Genomic DNA, 17,414 nt, shown 5'->3' on the forward strand with positions numbered 1-17,414 from the left:
GCTACGGGACTGATTTGTCGGAGCCTTTGATGCACTCACCCCTTCCCCTGACCCGCGATCTTGTGCTGATCGGAGGCGGTCACACCCATGCACTGGTGCTGCGGATGTGGGGGATGAAACCCTTGCACGGTGTGCGCCTGACGGTGATCAACCCCGGTCCCGCCGCGCCCTATTCTGGGATGCTGCCGGGGTTTGTGGCCGGGCATTACGAGCGGGATGAGCTGGACATTGATCTTGTGCAGCTGGCACGGTTTGCAGGGGCGCGGGTGATCCTTGGGCACGCGACAGGCATCGACCGACAGGCACGTCGGATCACGGTGCCCGGGCGGCCTGATGTTTTCTATGACGTGGCCTCTGTCGATATTGGTATCTCGTCTGACTTGCCCTCTTTGCCGGGGTTCAATGATAATGCGGTGCCCGCGAAACCCTTGGGGACGTTCGCAGATCGCTGGCACGCGCATGTCACCGGTTCCGTGCGAAATCCGGATGTGGCGATCATCGGCGCAGGCGTCGCCGGGGTCGAGCTGGCATTGGCCTGTCGCTATCGGATGCAATCGGCAGGAATTTCCGGGAATGTGACGCTGTTGGAAGCCGCGCCGATGGCTTTGAAAGACATTGGCCAAGGTGCGCGCGCGGCGCTGTTGGCGCAGTTGGCAGAGCAAGGGGTGACCTTGCGAACCAATGCCAGCGTGGCAGAGGTTTTGGCCGACGGGGTGCAGCTGCAAGGGGGCGAGGTGATCCCCGCTGGGCTGGTGATCGGCGCGGCAGGGGCCAAACCGCAGGATTGGCTGGTCCAGACTGGGTTGGACCTGACCGATGGGTTCATCGACGTGACCCCGGAATTGCACAGCCTAACCGACCCGCGGATTTTCGCGACTGGGGATTGCGCCCATCTGACTTTCGATCCGCGCCCCAAGGCTGGTGTTTTCGCGGTGCGACAGGCGCCGGTTCTGTTCAACAACCTGCGGGCAGCGCTGGGGGTGGGGCAGCCTCGGGCCTTCAAGCCGCAGAAAGATTACCTGAAACTGATCTCGACCGGGCGCAAACATGCGGTGGCGGACAAGTTCGGGCGGCGGTTCGAAGGGGCTTGGATGTGGCGTTGGAAGGATCACATCGACCAGAAATTCATGCGCCAGTTCAAAGAGTTGCCCGATATGGGGCGGCCGGAACTTCCTGCGGAAATGGCATCTGGTCTGCGTGAGATGATCGAGGGGCATCCGCCGCTTTGCGGAGGGTGCGCCGCCAAGCCGGGGGCAAATGTTCTGCAGGATGGATTGGCCGGGATTGGCGGTGATGATGCAGCAGCATTGGGCGGGTCGCGGGTGATCTCGACCGACCAGTTCCGGGCGTTTTCGCTGGACCCGGTGCTGTTGGCGCGGGTGGCCGCAATCCATGCGATGGGGGATATCTGGGCCAGCGGCGCACGACCGGAAACTGCGCTGGCGCAGATCACCTTGCCGCAGATGCGCGACCATATGCAGGCGGAAACCTTGCGCGAAATGACCGAGGCGCTGGCAGCCGAGCTGTCGGCCATTGGTGCTGAACTGGTCGGCGGGCATACCTCTGTTGGGCCGGAAATGGCCGTGGGGCTAACCGTTACGGGACTTCATGATGGGCATCCCATCACGCTGGCGGGCGCAAAGCCCGGCGACCAGCTGATCCTGACCAAACCTTTGGGAACAGGCGTTATTTTGGCTGCTGAAATGCAGCGGAAAGCCCCCGGAGCCGTGGTCGCCAATGCCTATGACCACATGCTGAAAGGGGCAGCAGAGACCTCTGCCGCGCTGACGCCGGTGGCCCATGCGGTGACCGATGTGACGGGCTATGGGCTGGCCGGCCACCTGAGGGGCATCTTGCAGGCCTCGGGCGTCGGGGCGACGCTGGACCTTAATGCCATTCCCGTGCTTGAGGGGTCCGAGGCGCTGATCAGCGCCGGGGTCCGCTCTAGCCTGTTTGACGCCAATGCGCGGGCGCTGGAGGGGCACGATCTAGCCGATCCGCGGATCGCGATCCTGGCGGATCCCCAGACTGCGGGTGGCTTGCTGGCAGCGGTTCCGGCCGACAATGTGCCCGATTTTCCGGGCGCACGGGTGATTGGTGCGATCTCCAACCAGCCGGGCCAAATCAGCCTGAATTAGGCGCATGACCTGCATATGACTGCCATATGACCTGCATATGAGTCTTTTGCGATCAGCGCAGGTCCCTTTCTGTGTCGCCTTGCGCAGGGAGTGAAGGCGAAAAAAAACCTCTTTGAATCGCGACCCAGCCGCTAAACTTAAGGCCTAGCATCTCCGAAACCGGAGAATTGATGCTGTCTGTGAAACTCAACGAAGGGACTTTTGTAATGAATGTATTGAAGCTTATCGCCTCGGTCGGCATTGCTGCCGTTATCGCAGGCTGCGCACAACAGGAAGAGATGACGATGGTTGCTCCAGAGCCGGTGTTCGACAAGTTCGGCGGCGGGTCTTGTGAGGAAGGGTATGTGTATGTGCCGGGCGCAGCGTTTGAGCCCTCTGTATGTGTGCCAGAAGATGAATGCGAAGACATCGTGAACGCTGACGGGTCAGCGGTTCCCTGTCCGCCACCCCCGCCGGAGCGGGATGACGATGACGACGATGATGACAGCAGCAGCGGGCGTGATCCGACTGGACGCGGCTGATCTGTAGTTGCTGAGCTCAATATGAAAGGCCGTCAGCATGCTGGCGGCCCTTTTCATTTCTTAACGGTCGCGGTTTGGATTGAAGCCCTGCGGCCTTCGGGAGTCAGGCCTTGGCTTCCACCCGTTGTTTGAGCGCAGAGTTCATGGCGTCGAAACCGGCCTTGGTCTTGGCCCCGATCAGTGCCATCAGCGGATAAGCAAGCAGGCCGCGAAAGGTCTCACCGTGTTTCAGCAAGGTTGTGCCGTCAGCGCGGGGTTCGAGAGTGAAGTAGTGTTCTCCGTCGAAGATCCCATTGACCCCCAGCTTGCCAACCCAACGCAATTCCTTCTGCGGGTCGCTGGCCAGAATGGTAGGGGAGAACGTCATGGGGTTGCTTTCGGGTAGTCGGATAGTTGCCGAGATTTTGTTGCCAACGGCCAGCTCACCGCTGAGATCACAGATGAACGGGTTCCAGTCGGCATAGTCCTGAGTTTGCATCAGGGTCTGCCAGACGGCGCTGGGCGGGGCGTCAATCACGACTTCGGTTTTCAGCTGTTTCGGAGCGATTAGGCCCAAGGCGAATGTTCCTGCGATAAGGGCTGCGGCGGCGGTCGTGAGGGCGGTGATGGTCATGGTCTGATCCTTTCTGGCGGGGCCGGTTGAGGCGGCGGTTTACGTGATGCCAGTAGGATGAAGGATAAGCATGGTTATATAAATTCTCTAAATATCGACAATAGATATAGAAAAATTTATACTTACACCGATGACCTCGCTTGACCATATTCGCACCTTTGCCGCCGTGGCTAAGACGGGCAGCCTGTCCGGCGCTGCGCGGACTTTGCAACTGACACAACCGACGGTGGGTCGCCATATCGATCTGCTGGAGACGTCGCTGAACGTCTCGCTGTTCACGCGCGGGCGGGACGGAATGACCCTGACGGCGAAAGGCGCTGATCTGGTGGAGGCGGCAGAGTTGATGCTGCAGGCGGCGACCGGGTTTGAACGGCAGGCCGCCGGGATGGAGGATCAGGTGCAGGGCACCTTGCGGGTCGCGGTGAACGAGGTGTTGGGCGTTTTGGTTTTGCCAAAGCTCCTGTCCGACTTCATGGACGCGAACCCAGATGTCGAAGTTGAACTGTTCATCGACAATGCGGCCAGTAACCTGTTGCAGCGGGACGCCGATATCGCGATCCGCATGTTCCGCCCCGCGCAAAGCGATCTGGTTGCGCGGAAAGTGGGTGAGATCTCGCTTGGGTTCTACGTGCATCAGCGCGTGCTGGAGCAGACCCCGCCGCCCCGATCCTTGTCCGAGCTTAGACAGGCGCGAGTCATCGGGTTCGACAGGGATCGGTCGATGATCCTTGCCACCGAGATGATGGGAGAAGCGTTTGAGCGTCGGGATTTTGCCGTCCGGACCGACAATATCCTTGCCCATATCGAGGCGATCCGGGCCGGGCTTGGGTTTGGCGTGACCCATGACTGGCTCGCGCGCTCATGGCCAGAGGTGGTGAAGGTAATGCCCGACCTCCCCATCCCTCCACTAGAGGTTTGGCTGACCTGTCATTCCGACGTCCGGCACAACAAACGTGTTCGGCTGATGATGGATTTTCTGGCCGAGAACCTGCCGAGGGTCTGGGCGGCTTAGCCTTGTCCCGGGCGGGTCATCTGGAAGACCTCGTCCACTTTCGCGTAATCGCGATACCCCATGCGCGAGAGCGGGTGATAGATGGTCGGGTCGATCATGCCGTCTTTCAGAATGTCGTCCCGTATGTGCACGCCGGTGACTTCCCCCAGCACAAGAAAGTTGGCTTTGCCCAGAAGTGGCACGATCTGGGTCAGGCGGCATTCCAGTGACGCGGGCGCGGCTGTCACGCGGGAACAGTCGATGGTGTCGCAAGGGGTGCGTTCAAGCGCTGCATGGGCAAACTCGTCCACCTCACGCGACCATGGGCCAGAGGTCTGGTTCATCGCGTCTTTCAGGGCGAAATCGACAAGGTTGGCGCAGAAGACACCGGTGTCGCGGATATTCGCGACGCTATCCTTGGTGCCGTCGCGGTCGGGTTTGGCCCCTGTCGAGGCGAACATGACCTGCGGCGGCGTGTAGGCAACCGCATTGAAGAAAGAGTATGGGGCCAGGTTTTCAGTTCCATCCGCACCCTTGGTCGAGATCCAGCCAATCGGGCGGGGCGCGACGATGGCGTTGAACGGGTTGTGCGGCAGGCCGTGGCCATCTTCGGGTCGGTAGAACATGCGGGTCCTTTCAGGTTTGCCCAAGACCTAGCCTCATGCTACGCCCATTTCCAGAGGAAGGATAAAAGAGCAGCGCGTGATTACGCTTCATCAGGAAAAACCCGAGGATTGGTGGGAGGTCGAAGCGCTTTACGACCTGTGTTTCGCGCCGGGGCGTGAGGCCCTGTCGTCCTATCGTCTGCGCGAGGGCATTTCGACCGTGGCGGGGCTAAGCCTTGTCGCGCGGGATGAGCTGAACAGCGTTGCTGGCGCGATCCGGTATTGGCCTGTTCTGGTTGGGGGCGTCGAGGCGCTGCTTTTGGGGCCGATTGCCGTGCACCCGACCCATCAGGGCGAAGGTCTGGGCGCGGTTCTGATGCAGGACAGTATGGCGCGCGCAAAGGCGCTGGGCTGGGCGCGGGTACTGCTTGTGGGGGATGAACCCTATTACGGGCGGTTCGGGTTTTCCAAGCTGGACGATGTGGTCATGCCGCCGCCAACCAACCCGGACCGGGTGCTGGGATATGAGCTGATCGAAGGGGCGTGGGACGGCATCCGCGGGGATGTCGAGAAATTCGACGCCGGTTCCTGACCCCGCTTTGTAAACGCGCCCCTATCTGCTTATCCTTCCAGCATTGATTGAGAAGGATTTGCCATGGCTGCCGTTCCCCCCGTCTGCGACTTTGACTGGCCTGCGCCGGATTTCACCTTGCCCGCGACCGACGGACAGACCTATCGGCTGGCCGATCTGGCGGGGCCCAAGGGCACGCTGGTCATGTTCATCTGCAATCACTGCCCCTATGTTCTGGCCGTGATCGACCGGATCATTCGCGACGCGAAAGAGTTGCAGGCGATGGGGATTGGCGTGGCGGCGATCTGTTCCAACGATGCGACATCGCACCCGGCGGACAGTTTCGAAAACATGGGCAAGATGGCCACGGCCAAGGGGGTTCCCTTTCCCTATCTACATGACGAGGATCAGTCGGTGGCCCGCGCCTATGACGCGGTGTGCACGCCGGATTTCTTTGGGTTCAACGCGGATGGCAGGCTGCAGTATCGCGGGCGGCTGGATGCCTCACGCGGGCAGGCCGGACCAGAGGACCTGCGCCGGGACCTGTTCGAGGCAATGAAACAGGTGGCTGAAACCGGGCGAGGACCGGCAGAGCAGGTGCCCTCGATGGGGTGTTCGATCAAGTGGAAATAGGGCGCGTCACCTAACTGGGGCTCGACCGGATTTATGTGCGCTGAAAAACTATGGCGATGTGGTGAAAATCCCGCCCCTAGGTCCTAAGCCAGCTGGCAGTCGCATTTCATCTGTTTCCAAACGTTATTCGTGGACAAAGATCGCGTAGGTCCAGAAGAACGCGACCGCTGCATATGACAGGACGAACACCGTTGCGAAGGCAAGTGGTGCTGGATTGGAACTGACGGGCGATCCGACAGCATTGATACACAGCGCAATGACGACCACTGTGCCAACCGCGTTCAGGACGTATCCACGCATTGGCCATTTCTTATTCGGTGCCGCAATTCTTCGGCGAAACGGATATCGAACAAGCCACGGCACAAGTACAAACAGCATGATCAGGCTTGCGATGCGCCAAACTTGCGCCTCGCTGATGTCCAACAATGACAACGTTGGTGCGAGCATGGAAAATGCGGTGGCCATAAGCCCCAATTCAGTGAACAGCTTGGTGATCAAAATCTAAAATGCAGAAAGTGGATTGCCGCTGCTTTGGTGCAGAACCACTACGATTGAGGTGAAGCCCAGAAAGGACATCGACAATCCGGCCAATGTAAAGAAGTAAGCCGCGCCTGTCAGATCCATTCCTGAAAACTCCTGCCCTAGTGTTTTCTATCACGGAAATCCGAGTTTGTGTCGTTTTTGGTGAATGCGGCGCGCAACCGGGGCAGGACACGGAACGTTTGGGGCGGGTATGGGTGCAGCCTGTCAAAGCGGCAACGCAGGTGTTCATTGTTGCGGCAGGACCACCGCGCGTTCACGGTGGTCCCGTTTTTTGATCGGATTTAACTGGCCAAAAATGGCCACGGCGCGAATTGGCTATGCCTGCGCGCCGCCAAATTGCTCCCACGCGTCCATTGCCTGAGCCGCGTACATCAGGGAAGGTCCGCCGCCCATGTAAACGGCGACGCCAAGCGCTTCTTCGAACTCGGCCCGGGTGGTGCCAAGACGGATCAGGGTCTTGGTGTGAAACCCGATGCAGCCATCGCAGCGCAGTGCAATAGAGATGCCCATCGCGATCAGTTCCTTGGTCTTTTCCTCCAGGATACCATCGCACATAGAGCTTTTCGCCATGGCCGAAAAACCGTTCATCGTATTCGGGATGTCTTTGCGCAATTGGCCAACTTGCTTGGAGATTGCGTTTGTCAGGTCGGGGTATGAAGTATTCGCCAACTCTTGCGTCCTTTCAGGTGCTGTTGACCCGCTCTACCATCACCGGACGTTTTGGGAATTGAGTTAGGTCAAGAAAGGGCCGTGGAGTTGACCTTCGCGGAAAGAACCTGGGCGCCCAAGCGTTTGTCAGCGACGTGGAAACAAACCTTCGCGGCGTTTTATGCGTATGGCCGTTGTGCGGACGAAGCGGATGTTCACGCGACTGATGGCTAACCAGACTTCCCAGTTTTCAGCGTTCTGTAATTGGTGAAAGACCAACTGTTGGTTAAGCTGTATGCTGCTTTCAGAGGGGCTTCCATGCACGGAGTTGAAAATGCAGGAGGTTAAGAAAACGGTGTTTCTTGGCGCGCTGCTTGCCGCTGTTATTGGAGCGCCTGTCGATGCTGAACCTTTGCTGTGCGATGATCCGGCTCTCTCGGTCAGTACGGCAGACGCCACCACTCGCGATTTAACCTGTACGGCCGCATCGGATGCGCGAAAAGCCGTGGAAATATGTGGCCTATCCCAGACGCAGCCGATTGAAATTAAAATTGTCGATAGCCCGATTCACAACATCGGAGACTGTCTGGCAGTGTTTGATTGCAACCAGAGTCAAATCCTAGTCATCGACCCAGACTTGTTGCGTGGCCATCTTGAACCCGGTGATGCCTATGCCGCTTTGCCGAATAATGTGGTCTTTCGTTCACTTCTGACCCACGAGTTGGCCCATGCTTTGGTCCATCAGTCATCAGAGGGGCGAAATATCGCGCCAGTCGATCATGAATACATCGCAAGCGCCCTTGAATTGGTGGCTTTGTCACCGACGCACCGTAAGACGTTACTTGACGCGGGGGGCGTTGAGCCTCCTGTTTCTGCGGACCTGATCGACATTTTCATCTACGGGATCGCGCCAAGGCGGTTCGCGGCTACCGCCTATCTATTTTTCGAAGCAAATGGGTGTGAGACGATAGAGGGTATTATCGACGGCAGTTCGTCATTCCAGGTCGAAAGATAAACGGGTTCAGCGACAACATCTGCACAAGCAGCAATAGCGGCTTACCATTGGTTCATCTGGACAAAACTGGTCGAGCTGAATTTGACCGCCGTTTCATCAAGCTCTTGATACTTCTTCCAACGCGGTTCTTTTTTGGATGGGTCGCGGCTTGGGGTTGAGATCAGGCGAAAAAGCGGATGCAAAAACAGGCGTCAAACAACAGTTCAGAATGCTCACTTCAAAGACTGCTTCGGGCTTAGTCCAGACCTTCGCCGCACAGTCCGCGAACCGAGCGGAGGCACCGCGGGGCTTCGGTCACGCTTGATTGTTCTGTGCCAAGTATTCCATTACAGACGAACGCGCGGACATGCGGCCGTCGTTTCCGGCCTCAACGATCACTTGTTTCAGCTCTGCCAGATCGGTGCGCAGCAGCAGGTGTTTGACCGGGCCGATCGAGGCCGGGCGCATGGACAGGCTGTGAATGCCGATGGCAGCCAAGGTAACGGCTTCGATCGGGCGACCGGCGTCCTCGCCGCAGAAAGACAGCGGCGTATTGGTGTCGGCGCAGCGTTCCGCTATTTGTTCAAGGAAGCGCAGGAAGCTGATGTTCAGCGTGTCATAGCGGCGGCGCACGCGTTCGTTTTCGCGGTCGGCAGCGAAGAAGAACTGTTTCAGGTCGTTGCCACCGATAGAGACGAAATCGGTCAGCTCAAAGAACTGCCGGGCCGCAAAGGCGATGGACGGGGTTTCCAGCATCGTACCGATCTTCAGGTCGGACGGCAGTGGATGACCCAGCCTATCTTCGCGCTCTATCGCGCGCATGACGTGGTCGCGGGCGGCCAGAAACTCTGTCGCCTGCGCGATGAAGGGGAACATGATCGACAGGGGGCGACCATTGGCGGCACGGATCAGCGCCTGCAGTTGCATCTTCATGATGCCGGGCAGATCCAGCGCCACGCGGATCGCGCGCCAGCCAAGGGCTGGGTTGGGCTCGTCCTGCGGCTTCATGTAGGGCAGGACCTTGTCCGACCCGATATCAAGCGTGCGGAAGACCACTGGCTTGTCGCCTGCCGCGTCCATGACACGGCCATAAATCGCGGCCAGTTCGCCGCGTCGGGGCATCTGGTTGCGGATCAGGAATTGCAGTTCCGTCCGGAATAGGCCCACGCCTTCGGCGCCCGATCCCGCCAACGAAGGCAGGTCAGCCATCAGACCTGCGTTCATCGTCAGTTTGACGCGGGTGCCATCCTTGGTGATCGCCGGACGTTCGCGGATCGAGTCGTAGCGCTCCATCGCTTTGGTGCGCATCGCCATCTTGTCGAGGAAGGCGGCAGAGACACTGTCGTCGGGGCGCAGGTGCACGACGCCCTGTTCACCATCGACCAGTATCGTGTCGCCATTCAGCGCCTCGGTCGTGATCTTCTCGGCGTGGATGATCAGCGGGATGGCTAAAGCGCGGGCAACAATGGCAGCGTGGCTGCCGACAGAGCCCTCTTCCAGCACGATGCCCTTCAGCGACCGGCCATATTCCAGAAGTTCGCCGGGTCCGATATTACGGGCAACCAGAATTGGGTCTGCGGGCATTTCGGCCCCGGTTTCCGCCCCCTGACCGCTGAGAATACGCAGCAGGCGGTTCGACAGGTCATCAAGGTCATGCAGCCGTTCGCGCAGATAGGGGTCTGGGACCTGCTCCATCCGGGCGCGGGCCTGAGATTGCTCTTTCTCGACGGCGGCCTCGGCGGACAGCCCGCGCGAGATGTCCTCTTCCATGCGGCGCATCCAGCCCTTGGAGTTGGCGAACATCCGGTAGGCTTCAAGAACCTGCATCTGTTCCTTGTCGCCGGTGTTGTTCTTCGCCAGCATATCGTCGACCGACACGCGCAGCGCATCGACGGCCTCGTTCAGGCGGCGCAGTTCAAGGTGCGGGTCGTCGGCAACGGGGTTGGTGACCACTACGCGGGGTTCGTGCAGCCAGACATGGCCGGTGGCGACCCCTTCCTGACCAACACCACCCCGGATCATTGCCGGGTTCTGGTGCAGGGGCTTCAGCGCCTCGCCTTCGCCGGTGAAGGCGCCCAGCTCTGTCATCTCGGCCAGCACCATCGCGACCACTTCCAGCGCATAGACTTCATCGTCCGAGAACTGGCGGCCGGTTTTGGACTGTACGACCAACACACCCAGCCCGTCGCCAAGACGCTGGATCGGCACACCAAGGAAGGACGAATAAATCTCTTCCCCGGTTTCCGGCATATAGCGGAAGCCTTTTTCCGAAGGCGCATCGGCGGTGTTTACTGCATTCGAGGTCTTGGCAACCCGGCCTACAAGGCCTTCGCCCTTGCGCAGGCGGGTCTGGTGCACCGATTCCGCTTTCAGGCCTTCGGTCGCACAAAGTTCCAACGTGTCTTTATCGCGAAACAGGTAGATAGAGCACACTTCCGTGCCCATGGAATCGGCGATCAGGTGGGTAATCCGGTCAAGCCGATCCTGACCCTCGCCGGTTTCGGCAAGGGTATCACGCAAGCGGCGAAGCAGCTTGCGACTGTTGCTTTCAGTTGCTTCGGGCATAAGCCCCCGTTTTACGATGCCTGTTCCAATTCAAAGGCATCATGGAGTGCTTGCACAGCAAGTTCCATATATTTCCGGTCGATCAACACGGAAATTTTGATCTCGGAGGTTGCAATAACCTTGATGTTCACGCCTTCAGCAGAAAGTGCATTGAACATTTTGGCTGCAACGCCCGCGTGGCTGCGCATGCCGATCCCAACAACAGAGATCTTGGCGACGTCTTGATCTGCCACCAAATGGTGGAAATTGATGTCACCCGCTTCTTTGGCCTCTTCCATCGCCTGCTTGGCGCGCTCGACCTGAATGACCGGGACCGAGAAGGTCATGTCGGTGCGGCCTTCCTCGGAAATGTTCTGGATGATCATATCCACGTTCACACCGGCCTCGGCCAGCGGGCCAAAAATGGCAGCGGCGATGCCCGGACGGTCAGCGACCGAGACCAGGGTCATTTTTGCTTCGTCGCGGGAGTAGGCGACGCCAGAGACAACATTGCTTTCCATGATTTCTTCCTCGTCGCAGACCAGAGTACCCGATTCCGGGGTGCTTTCTTCAAAACTCGACAGAACCCGTAGGCGGACCTTGTAGCGCATCGCCAGTTCAACGGAACGGGTTTGCAGAACCTTCGCGCCAAGGCTGGCCAGTTCCAGCATTTCCTCGAACGCGATTTTTTCCAGCTTGCGGGCTTTGGACGTGATGCGCGGGTCGGTGGTATAGACCCCGTCCACGTCGGTATAGATGTCACAGCGCTCGGCCCCGAAGGCCGCCGCAAAGGCCACAGCGGTGGTGTCGGACCCGCCACGACCAAGCGTGGTGATCCGGCCATCCGGGCCGATGCCCTGGAAGCCCGCGACGACAGCTACACGCATGCCTTCGCCGAACTTCTGATTGATATTGTCGGTCGGGATCTCTTCGATCCGGGCGGCCGAATGCGCGTCATTGGTCTTGAGCGGCACCTGCCAGCCCTGCCAGCTGCGCGCCGGGACTTCCATTTCCTGCAGGCGCAGGGCCATCAGACCGGCGGTGATATTCTCGCCCGAGCTGACAACGGCGTCATATTCACGCGCATCGTAAAGCTTCGAGGTTTGATCGACCCAGCCGACCAGTTCATTAGTCTTGCCCGACATGGCCGACACGATGACGATCACGTCATAGCCACGTTCCACCTCTGCCTTCACCTTCGCCGCCGCATTGGCGATACGGTCGAGGTCGGCCACCGAGGTGCCTCCGAATTTCATCACGAGAACAGGCATGGGTCTTCCCGATTGCTGAGTTTATCCGGGCGCTTCCTATGGGAAGATGAACGTAAGGGCAAGTAGAGGCCGGGGAGTCAGCGTCGGGTTTCGACCTTGCTTTGCCGTGGTGGACAAGATGCCGCGTTTCAATGCGTCGGCTTGATCACGGTGATCGACATGGGGCGCTGCCATGTTATTTTCCCGCCATGGGTTGGATTTCGGAAGTTTTCGTTCACAAGGCCATTGATGCGGCAGGCGTTGATGGGGTGCAGCGGGCCGGGTTCTATCAGATCGCAAGGGTTGATCCGAAGGCCCCTTTCGACCCCAAGGCCATGATCCCTGACAGCGTATTCTTTGATCTGCTTGAAACGCTGGTGGCCAAGACCGATCAGGGCCGGTCGATTCCGGTGCGGATCGGGGCCTCGATGCGGTGCGACGACTATGGGGCCTTTGGGCTGGCGTTCAAATCCGCGCCGGATCTTCTGGGCTCGTACAAACGGGTAGAGCGGTTCGGAAAGGTCGTGACCTCTATCGCGAACTTCCGGGTTGTAGAGCGGGGGGCGACGACCCTGATGGAGGTCATCCCGGATCACCCTGCGCGCCTTGGCCTGACCATGACGAACGAACTGGCGGTCGCGGCGGCCTTGGCCCTAAGTAAAGAGGTCAGCGCCGGGCTAATCACCCCGCTGACGGTTCACCTGTCTTTGGGGGCGCCAGCGGATGATCGGGCGCAGCAAGCCCATTTCGGCTGTCCGGTCCACTATGACAGCCCGCGTGATGCGCTAGAGATAGAAACCGCCGTTCTGCAACGGCCTAACCGCGTCAGCGATGCGGGCATCTCTGCCTTTTTCGACGCGCATCTGAATGCAGAGCTTGGCAAGATCGGGGATCCTTCGTCCCTGTCGGCGCAGGTCATGGACCAGATATCCGAGGCGCTGAGCGAGGGTGTCCCCACCTTGGGATATGTCGCAGAGCGTCTGGGGATGAGCACCCGGACCCTGCAACGCCGGCTGGCAGACGCAGGTCTGGCCTATCAGGACCTAGTGGCAGCGGCGCGTCAGAGGTTGGCCAGCACCTTGCTGCATGAGACCGACTATGCGCTGAGCGAGATCGCGTTTCTGACCGGCTATTCCGACCAAAGCGCGTTTAATCGCGCTTTTAAACGCTGGTTCGGGCAGACACCTGCAAGCGCTCGGCGCCGCGACTGACCCGTATCCCGTCCTTTTGGCGCGCAGGGCCAAAACTCTGGCGCGGCCTGCAAATGCACGCCCCTTTTTGATTGGTATGAAGCCGCCACTTGGGCTGCGTCGCTGAGTGTTGTGGGCGCGGTTCGCATCCATTCACCCCCCGATTTAGCGCATTCCGCCGCGCTGGCGGGCAACTGGTCCTTTGCGGCCTGAACAACCCATCCAAATGCTTATCGAAAAAGGAAAACCCCATGACCCTGACACGGTTTCAAAAAATCTCTCTCGGGCTTGCTGGCATCACGGCGCTGGCGATCGGTCTGTTCATTCTGATTGCGCCACAGGCGTTCTATGACAGCTATGGCATCGCCGTAGGATCGGATCCCAGCATGTTAAGCGAGTTGCGCGCCCCCGGGGCAGGCATTGCCACGCTTGGTGCGATTATGCTGGCGGGCCTGTTTCGGCCGGCTATGGCGCAGCTGTCTTTTGTGGCGGCATTGACCGTTTATCTGGCTTTTCCGGTGGGGCGCCTTGTCAGCCTTGTCGTTGACGGAATGCCCTCTGGCAGCGTGCTGGGGGCCTTGGTCATTGAGGTGGTGATCGCCGGGCTATGCCTGGCCGCGCTGCGTCAGAACAAAATCGGTGGGGCGCAGCAGTACTCGGCCATCGGCCTGATCTGACCAACCCACTTTGGAAAACGGGGAAGGCGGCGTCCGTCGGGGCACCGCCTTTTTTGGGTTTAGAAGGGGTGTTCGCGCCCATCCCAGGTTTCGAAACAGCCGGTAGTTTCCAGCGACAGGGCGCTGATACGGTCTTTCAAACCTGCGGCGGCCTCGACCGGGGTGATCTCGGCAGCGGCGCCCCCCATGTCGGTTTGCACCCAGCCCGGGTGATAGATGCCGACAGAGATGTCCAAACCTTTCAGGTCAACCGCTAGGTTCCGACCAAGGTTCAGCGCCGCGGCCTTGGAAGCGCGATAGATATAGCTGCCGCCCGGTGCGCGCGTATGTGACGCCATCTGGGAAGAGATGATCACGATCTTCGAATGGTCCGCGGCCTGCAGGTTGGGCAGCAGCGACTGAACGGTCAGGAAGACGCCCGTCACATTCGCCGCGAAACTGTCGGCCCACATGTCGGCCGGGTAGCCATCGGCAAGGTTCTGACCCTTATCGTGATAGACGCCCGCATTACAGACCAGCACGTCAATCGGCTTGCCTTCCAATTTTTGTGCCAACGCCGCTTGGCTGGCAGGATCGGTCACTTCGAGCTGCTCAAATCGGATATCAAGCCCCTCGGGCGCCGTTGTCCGGTAGGTTCCGATCACGCTTTCGCCCGACGCCGCATATCGCTGCGCAAGTTCAAGCCCGATGCCACGATTTGCGCCAGTAATAAGAATAGTCATGAAGTCAGTTGTTCTTTCGGGATGGCGTGAAGGGAAGCGGGACCACGGGAATGCCATCTTCCAGAAGCTCTTTGGCTTCTTCGACTTTGGCCTCGCCATAGATGGAGCGGTTGGGGCTGTCCCCAAGGTGCATCGCGCGTGCCTCGGTCGCGAAGTCAGCGCCGACATAGTCAGAGCTTTCCTCGATCTTCTTGCGCATCTCGGCCAGCGCCTGTTCCGCCGGAGAGGTCTCTTCGGTCAAGGCAGGGGCCGTGGGTTCGGGGGTATCAGAGGTCGACAGGCGCGGGGCCATCAGGCCCTTTACAACGTCTGTCCCGCCGCAAACCGAACAGCTTACCATGCCCGCAGCCAGAAGCTTGTCATAGGCTTCTGCCGACTGAAACCAGCTTTCGAACTGGTGGCCGTTTTTACAGTTGAGCGCATAGCGGATCATGCGAGCGGAGACCTCTAATGTGAAATCAGAGTTTTTAGATAAAGACTCTGGTGCGAAAATCAATCGCGCCAATTGACCTATCGGCGCAGGCGGCGCGGGTCGAAATCTTTCAGGATGCGCGCCAGTTCGCCCTCGTTCACCTTGGCGGCGGCTTTCTTGGGGCTGAACCATTTGCGCTTGCGCTGACCGGCCTCTGGAAAGTCATCGGCCAGACGTTTGACCTTCACCGGATAGAGCGAGACGATACAGTGCAGCGGCGGGCCACCTTCCATTTTCTTCTGATAGCCATACATGCCTAGAAGGCGGTCGAAAGACTTGCCCTCTACACCGGCCTCCTCCCACGCTTCGGTCCGGGCGGCCTGCGCCAGCGACTGGCCTTGCATGGGCCAGCCTTTGGGGATGATCCAGCGGCGGGTTTCGCGGCTGGTGATCAGCAAAATCTCAGGCTTGTCGTGGACAACGCGGTAGCACAACGCCCCAATCTGCAGGCGCACGTCCTGTTTGCTTGCCAATGACCATGACAAAGGGATTTGGGTTTCAGAATGTACTGCCACTGCTCTTTTCCTTTAAAAACAAGCTTACGCTAGGGCAAAGCGGGCTTAAAGGGGCAAACTGAGTGAATCTTTGGCTTATTGACCATTTGGGCACAATTCGGTGATCTGATCCACCAGTAAATCAAGCGTCTTGGCGGCGTTTTGGTCCTGCAGCAGATCATGAGCGGCCTCGCCTATCGCGGCCTGCGTCTTGGGCGACCGCAGCAGCGCAGCAGCGATTTCATCCGGGGTTTGAACCAGCGTGCTGGCGTTTTCGGTGCGCAAGCGGTCATACGTGTCACTGAAATTCGAGTAATAGGGCCCGTGCAGAATGGCGCATCCGAAGGCGGCAGGTTCAAAGGGCGTATGCCCCCCGTGATCCACAAGCGAGCCTCCGACGAAGGTGGTTCCGGCAAGGCTGTACCACAGTCCCATCTCGCCCAAAGTGTCGGCCAAGTAGACCTGCGTATCCGGCGCCGGGCGCGGGATTAGCGAGCGCGCAGCGAAAGTCAGGCCTTCTTCGGTCAGCAGGCGGGTGATCGCCTCGCGCCGTTTGGGGTGGCGTGGGGCAAGGATCAGCCGCAGGTCCGGGTCCTGTTGCAGGGCCAGCTTGAACCCCTGCAGGATGATCTCATCCTCACCGGGGTGGGTCGAGGCGGCAAGCACGGTCTTGTCGCGGGCCAAAACGGGCGACAGCGCGGCAAGGTCACCAGCATCGGGTGGATCCGGTAAAAGTGTCGTTTTCAGGTTTAGCCGCGGCGCGATGGCATCGGCCGAAAGGCCCAGCGACCGGAATCGATCCTCTGATCCTGCATCTTGGGCGGAAAGCAACCGGATTGCGCCAAGAATGTGGCGCGCAAGGCCGGATAGGCGCGCCCAATTGCGCGCGCTGCCCTGCGACAGTCGCGCCGAAACCACCATCACCGGAAGGCCGCGCCGCGCCATGGCGTCGATGCGGTTCGGCCAGATCTCATTCTCGATCACGACCAACCCGCGCGGGGCGTTCTGCGCGATAAACCGATCCAGAACCCGGGGCAGGTCCAGAGGGGCCAGTTGCACCGTCACCCCGTCGAACCCCCAGCCTTGTACAAGTGCCCGCCCCGTGGGGTTGTTGCAGGTCACCAAGACCGGCCCATGCCGGGACAGTTGTAAAATAAGGGATTTTGCTGAAGTGAGCTCTCCGTTCGACGCGCCGTGGACCCAAACTGCGCCCGAGGAGCGCTCAGACGTGCCGCGGGCCAGGCGCTCGGCCCGGTCGGGCGCGCTGTCACGCAGCCAAAGCCGCGCCAGAAGCACGGGAAACAGCAGGGTCAGGATCAACTGGTACAGTCGCACGCCGGGGTCCTTGGGTCAGTGTATTCTTTGGCTTACGCGGGAAATCGCTTGGGAACAAGCGGGGCACTGCTTGTTAAGCGCTGGGAAACATCCGCGGCTATTCGGGCCAGATAATAGCCAGCTATTGCCACCACCCGTCCTTATTTGCGCCGGAATCAACAGCGAAAACTAGAGCATCGTCTTTGAGGTGGAACCAATGATCAGTCTGCGCACAATTCAGTCTCTTGCCACGGCCGGCATCATGGCCCTTTCCGTTCTTGGCGGCTCGACCGGTGAGGTACAAGCGAATGCAGGCGCGTTCCTATCAAGCAAATTCGCAGCACCAACCCCGAAGGCCGCCAAAGACATGTGCACCCGCTATAGCTGGGCCTGTTCTCAAAGTGGCGATCGCGCCGCACTGACCTCGCGCGATATGAAAGTTATTGATGCGGTGAACAAGCAGGTGAACCGCAAGGTGCGCCCTGTTTCCGACA

At 59.6% G+C, this 17,414-nt stretch carries 20 protein-coding genes (1 of these 20 cut by a window edge); 9 read left to right on the forward strand and 11 right to left on the reverse strand.

Features of this window, described 5'->3' with window-relative positions:
• Positions 1–29: 29 nt before the first annotated feature.
• Positions 30–2,138: a selenide, water dikinase SelD gene (gene selD / locus CLM58_RS03810; RefSeq protein WP_188720527.1), complete on the forward strand. Its 2,109-nt coding sequence runs from the start codon at positions 30–32 to the stop codon at positions 2,136–2,138.
• A 206-nt stretch (positions 2,139–2,344) separates the two neighbouring features.
• The gene (locus CLM58_RS03815) at positions 2,345–2,659 is read left to right on the forward strand and encodes a hypothetical protein (protein ID WP_143226516.1); all 315 of its coding nucleotides are present in this window, start codon (positions 2,345–2,347) and stop codon (positions 2,657–2,659) included.
• 103 nt (positions 2,660–2,762) lie between these two features.
• Here CLM58_RS03815 and CLM58_RS03820 read toward each other — a convergent pair whose 3' ends face one another.
• The gene (locus tag CLM58_RS03820) at positions 2,763–3,272 is read right to left on the reverse strand and encodes an SRPBCC domain-containing protein (RefSeq protein ID WP_095594558.1); all 510 of its coding nucleotides are present in this window, start codon (positions 3,270–3,272) and stop codon (positions 2,763–2,765) included.
• Positions 3,273–3,402: 130 nt separating this feature from the next.
• Between CLM58_RS03820 and CLM58_RS03825 the strand changes: the two genes are divergently transcribed.
• Positions 3,403–4,284, forward strand: coding sequence for a LysR family transcriptional regulator (locus tag CLM58_RS03825; protein ID WP_095594559.1), 882 nt, complete (start codon positions 3,403–3,405; stop codon positions 4,282–4,284).
• Here the strand turns inward: CLM58_RS03825 and CLM58_RS03830 are convergent.
• Complete coding sequence (locus tag CLM58_RS03830; RefSeq protein ID WP_095594560.1) at positions 4,281–4,889, reverse strand: flavin reductase family protein; 609 nt, start codon at positions 4,887–4,889, stop codon at positions 4,281–4,283. The two genes, CLM58_RS03825 and CLM58_RS03830, sit on opposite strands and share 4 nt — an antisense overlap.
• A gap of 76 nt (positions 4,890–4,965) precedes the next feature.
• Here CLM58_RS03830 and CLM58_RS03835 point away from each other — a divergent pair, with 76 nt between their 5' ends.
• Positions 4,966–5,460, forward strand: coding sequence for a GNAT family N-acetyltransferase (locus tag CLM58_RS03835; protein WP_095594561.1), 495 nt, complete (start codon positions 4,966–4,968; stop codon positions 5,458–5,460).
• Between the two features lie 63 nt (positions 5,461–5,523).
• A complete protein-coding gene (locus tag CLM58_RS03840) occupies positions 5,524–6,072 on the forward strand; it encodes a thioredoxin family protein (RefSeq protein WP_095594562.1) in 549 nt (182 codons plus the stop codon).
• A 123-nt stretch (positions 6,073–6,195) separates the two neighbouring features.
• Here the strand turns inward: CLM58_RS03840 and CLM58_RS17095 are convergent, their stop codons facing one another.
• From CLM58_RS17095 to CLM58_RS03850, 3 genes are all read right to left on the reverse strand, one after another.
• The gene (locus tag CLM58_RS17095; protein ID WP_158221846.1) at positions 6,196–6,372 is read right to left on the reverse strand and encodes a hypothetical protein; all 177 of its coding nucleotides are present in this window, start codon (positions 6,370–6,372) and stop codon (positions 6,196–6,198) included.
• Between the two features lie 201 nt (positions 6,373–6,573).
• Positions 6,574–6,696, reverse strand: coding sequence for a hypothetical protein (locus tag CLM58_RS17400; RefSeq protein ID WP_268236436.1), 123 nt, complete (start codon positions 6,694–6,696; stop codon positions 6,574–6,576).
• A gap of 234 nt (positions 6,697–6,930) precedes the next feature.
• Positions 6,931–7,284 carry a carboxymuconolactone decarboxylase family protein gene (locus CLM58_RS03850; protein WP_308422252.1) on the reverse strand — a complete coding sequence of 118 codons (354 nt, stop codon included), beginning with the start codon at positions 7,282–7,284 and terminating at the stop codon, positions 6,931–6,933.
• Between the two features lie 313 nt (positions 7,285–7,597).
• Here CLM58_RS03850 and CLM58_RS03855 point away from each other — a divergent pair, with 313 nt between their 5' ends.
• A complete protein-coding gene (locus CLM58_RS03855; RefSeq protein WP_143226517.1) occupies positions 7,598–8,278 on the forward strand; it encodes a DUF6639 family protein in 681 nt (226 codons plus the stop codon).
• Positions 8,279–8,572: 294 nt separating this feature from the next.
• Here the strand turns inward: CLM58_RS03855 and ptsP are convergent, their stop codons facing one another.
• Both ptsP and CLM58_RS03865 read right to left on the reverse strand, forming a co-directional pair.
• Complete coding sequence (gene ptsP, locus CLM58_RS03860) at positions 8,573–10,822, reverse strand: phosphoenolpyruvate--protein phosphotransferase (protein WP_095594566.1); 2,250 nt, start codon at positions 10,820–10,822, stop codon at positions 8,573–8,575.
• Positions 10,823–10,833: 11 nt separating this feature from the next.
• On the reverse strand, positions 10,834–12,072 hold the full coding sequence (locus CLM58_RS03865; RefSeq protein WP_095594567.1) for an aspartate kinase: 1,239 nt from the start codon (positions 12,070–12,072) through the stop codon (positions 10,834–10,836).
• A gap of 188 nt (positions 12,073–12,260) precedes the next feature.
• Between CLM58_RS03865 and CLM58_RS03870 the strand changes: the two genes are divergently transcribed.
• Positions 12,261–13,262, forward strand: coding sequence for an AraC family transcriptional regulator (locus CLM58_RS03870; protein ID WP_095594568.1), 1,002 nt, complete (start codon positions 12,261–12,263; stop codon positions 13,260–13,262).
• 230 nt (positions 13,263–13,492) lie between these two features.
• Complete coding sequence (locus CLM58_RS03875) at positions 13,493–13,918, forward strand: DUF4345 domain-containing protein (RefSeq protein WP_095594569.1); 426 nt, start codon at positions 13,493–13,495, stop codon at positions 13,916–13,918.
• Positions 13,919–13,977: 59 nt separating this feature from the next.
• Here the strand turns inward: CLM58_RS03875 and CLM58_RS03880 are convergent, their stop codons facing one another.
• The 4 genes from CLM58_RS03880 to CLM58_RS03895 form a co-directional block, all read right to left on the reverse strand.
• The gene (locus CLM58_RS03880) at positions 13,978–14,640 is read right to left on the reverse strand and encodes an SDR family oxidoreductase (protein ID WP_095594570.1); all 663 of its coding nucleotides are present in this window, start codon (positions 14,638–14,640) and stop codon (positions 13,978–13,980) included.
• Positions 14,641–14,644: 4 nt separating this feature from the next.
• Entirely contained in the window at positions 14,645–15,073 is a 429-nt protein-coding gene (locus CLM58_RS03885) for a DUF1178 family protein (protein WP_095594571.1), read from the reverse strand.
• 77 nt (positions 15,074–15,150) lie between these two features.
• Positions 15,151–15,567, reverse strand: a complete 417-nt coding sequence (locus tag CLM58_RS03890; protein WP_233132972.1) for an NUDIX hydrolase — start codon at positions 15,565–15,567, stop codon at positions 15,151–15,153.
• A gap of 135 nt (positions 15,568–15,702) precedes the next feature.
• Positions 15,703–16,941, reverse strand: coding sequence for a 3-deoxy-D-manno-octulosonic acid transferase (locus CLM58_RS03895; protein ID WP_095594573.1), 1,239 nt, complete (start codon positions 16,939–16,941; stop codon positions 15,703–15,705).
• A gap of 196 nt (positions 16,942–17,137) precedes the next feature.
• Between CLM58_RS03895 and CLM58_RS03900 the strand changes: the two genes are divergently transcribed.
• Positions 17,138–17,414: the start of a transglutaminase-like cysteine peptidase gene (locus CLM58_RS03900; RefSeq protein ID WP_095594574.1), read on the forward strand. It continues 317 nt past the right edge of the window; only the first 277 of its 594 coding nucleotides appear in the window; it begins with the start codon at positions 17,138–17,140; its stop codon lies off the right edge, out of view.

The sequence above is a fragment of the Actibacterium pelagium genome (assembly GCF_002285415.1).
Taxonomy (GTDB): domain Bacteria; phylum Pseudomonadota; class Alphaproteobacteria; order Rhodobacterales; family Rhodobacteraceae; genus Actibacterium_B; species Actibacterium_B pelagium.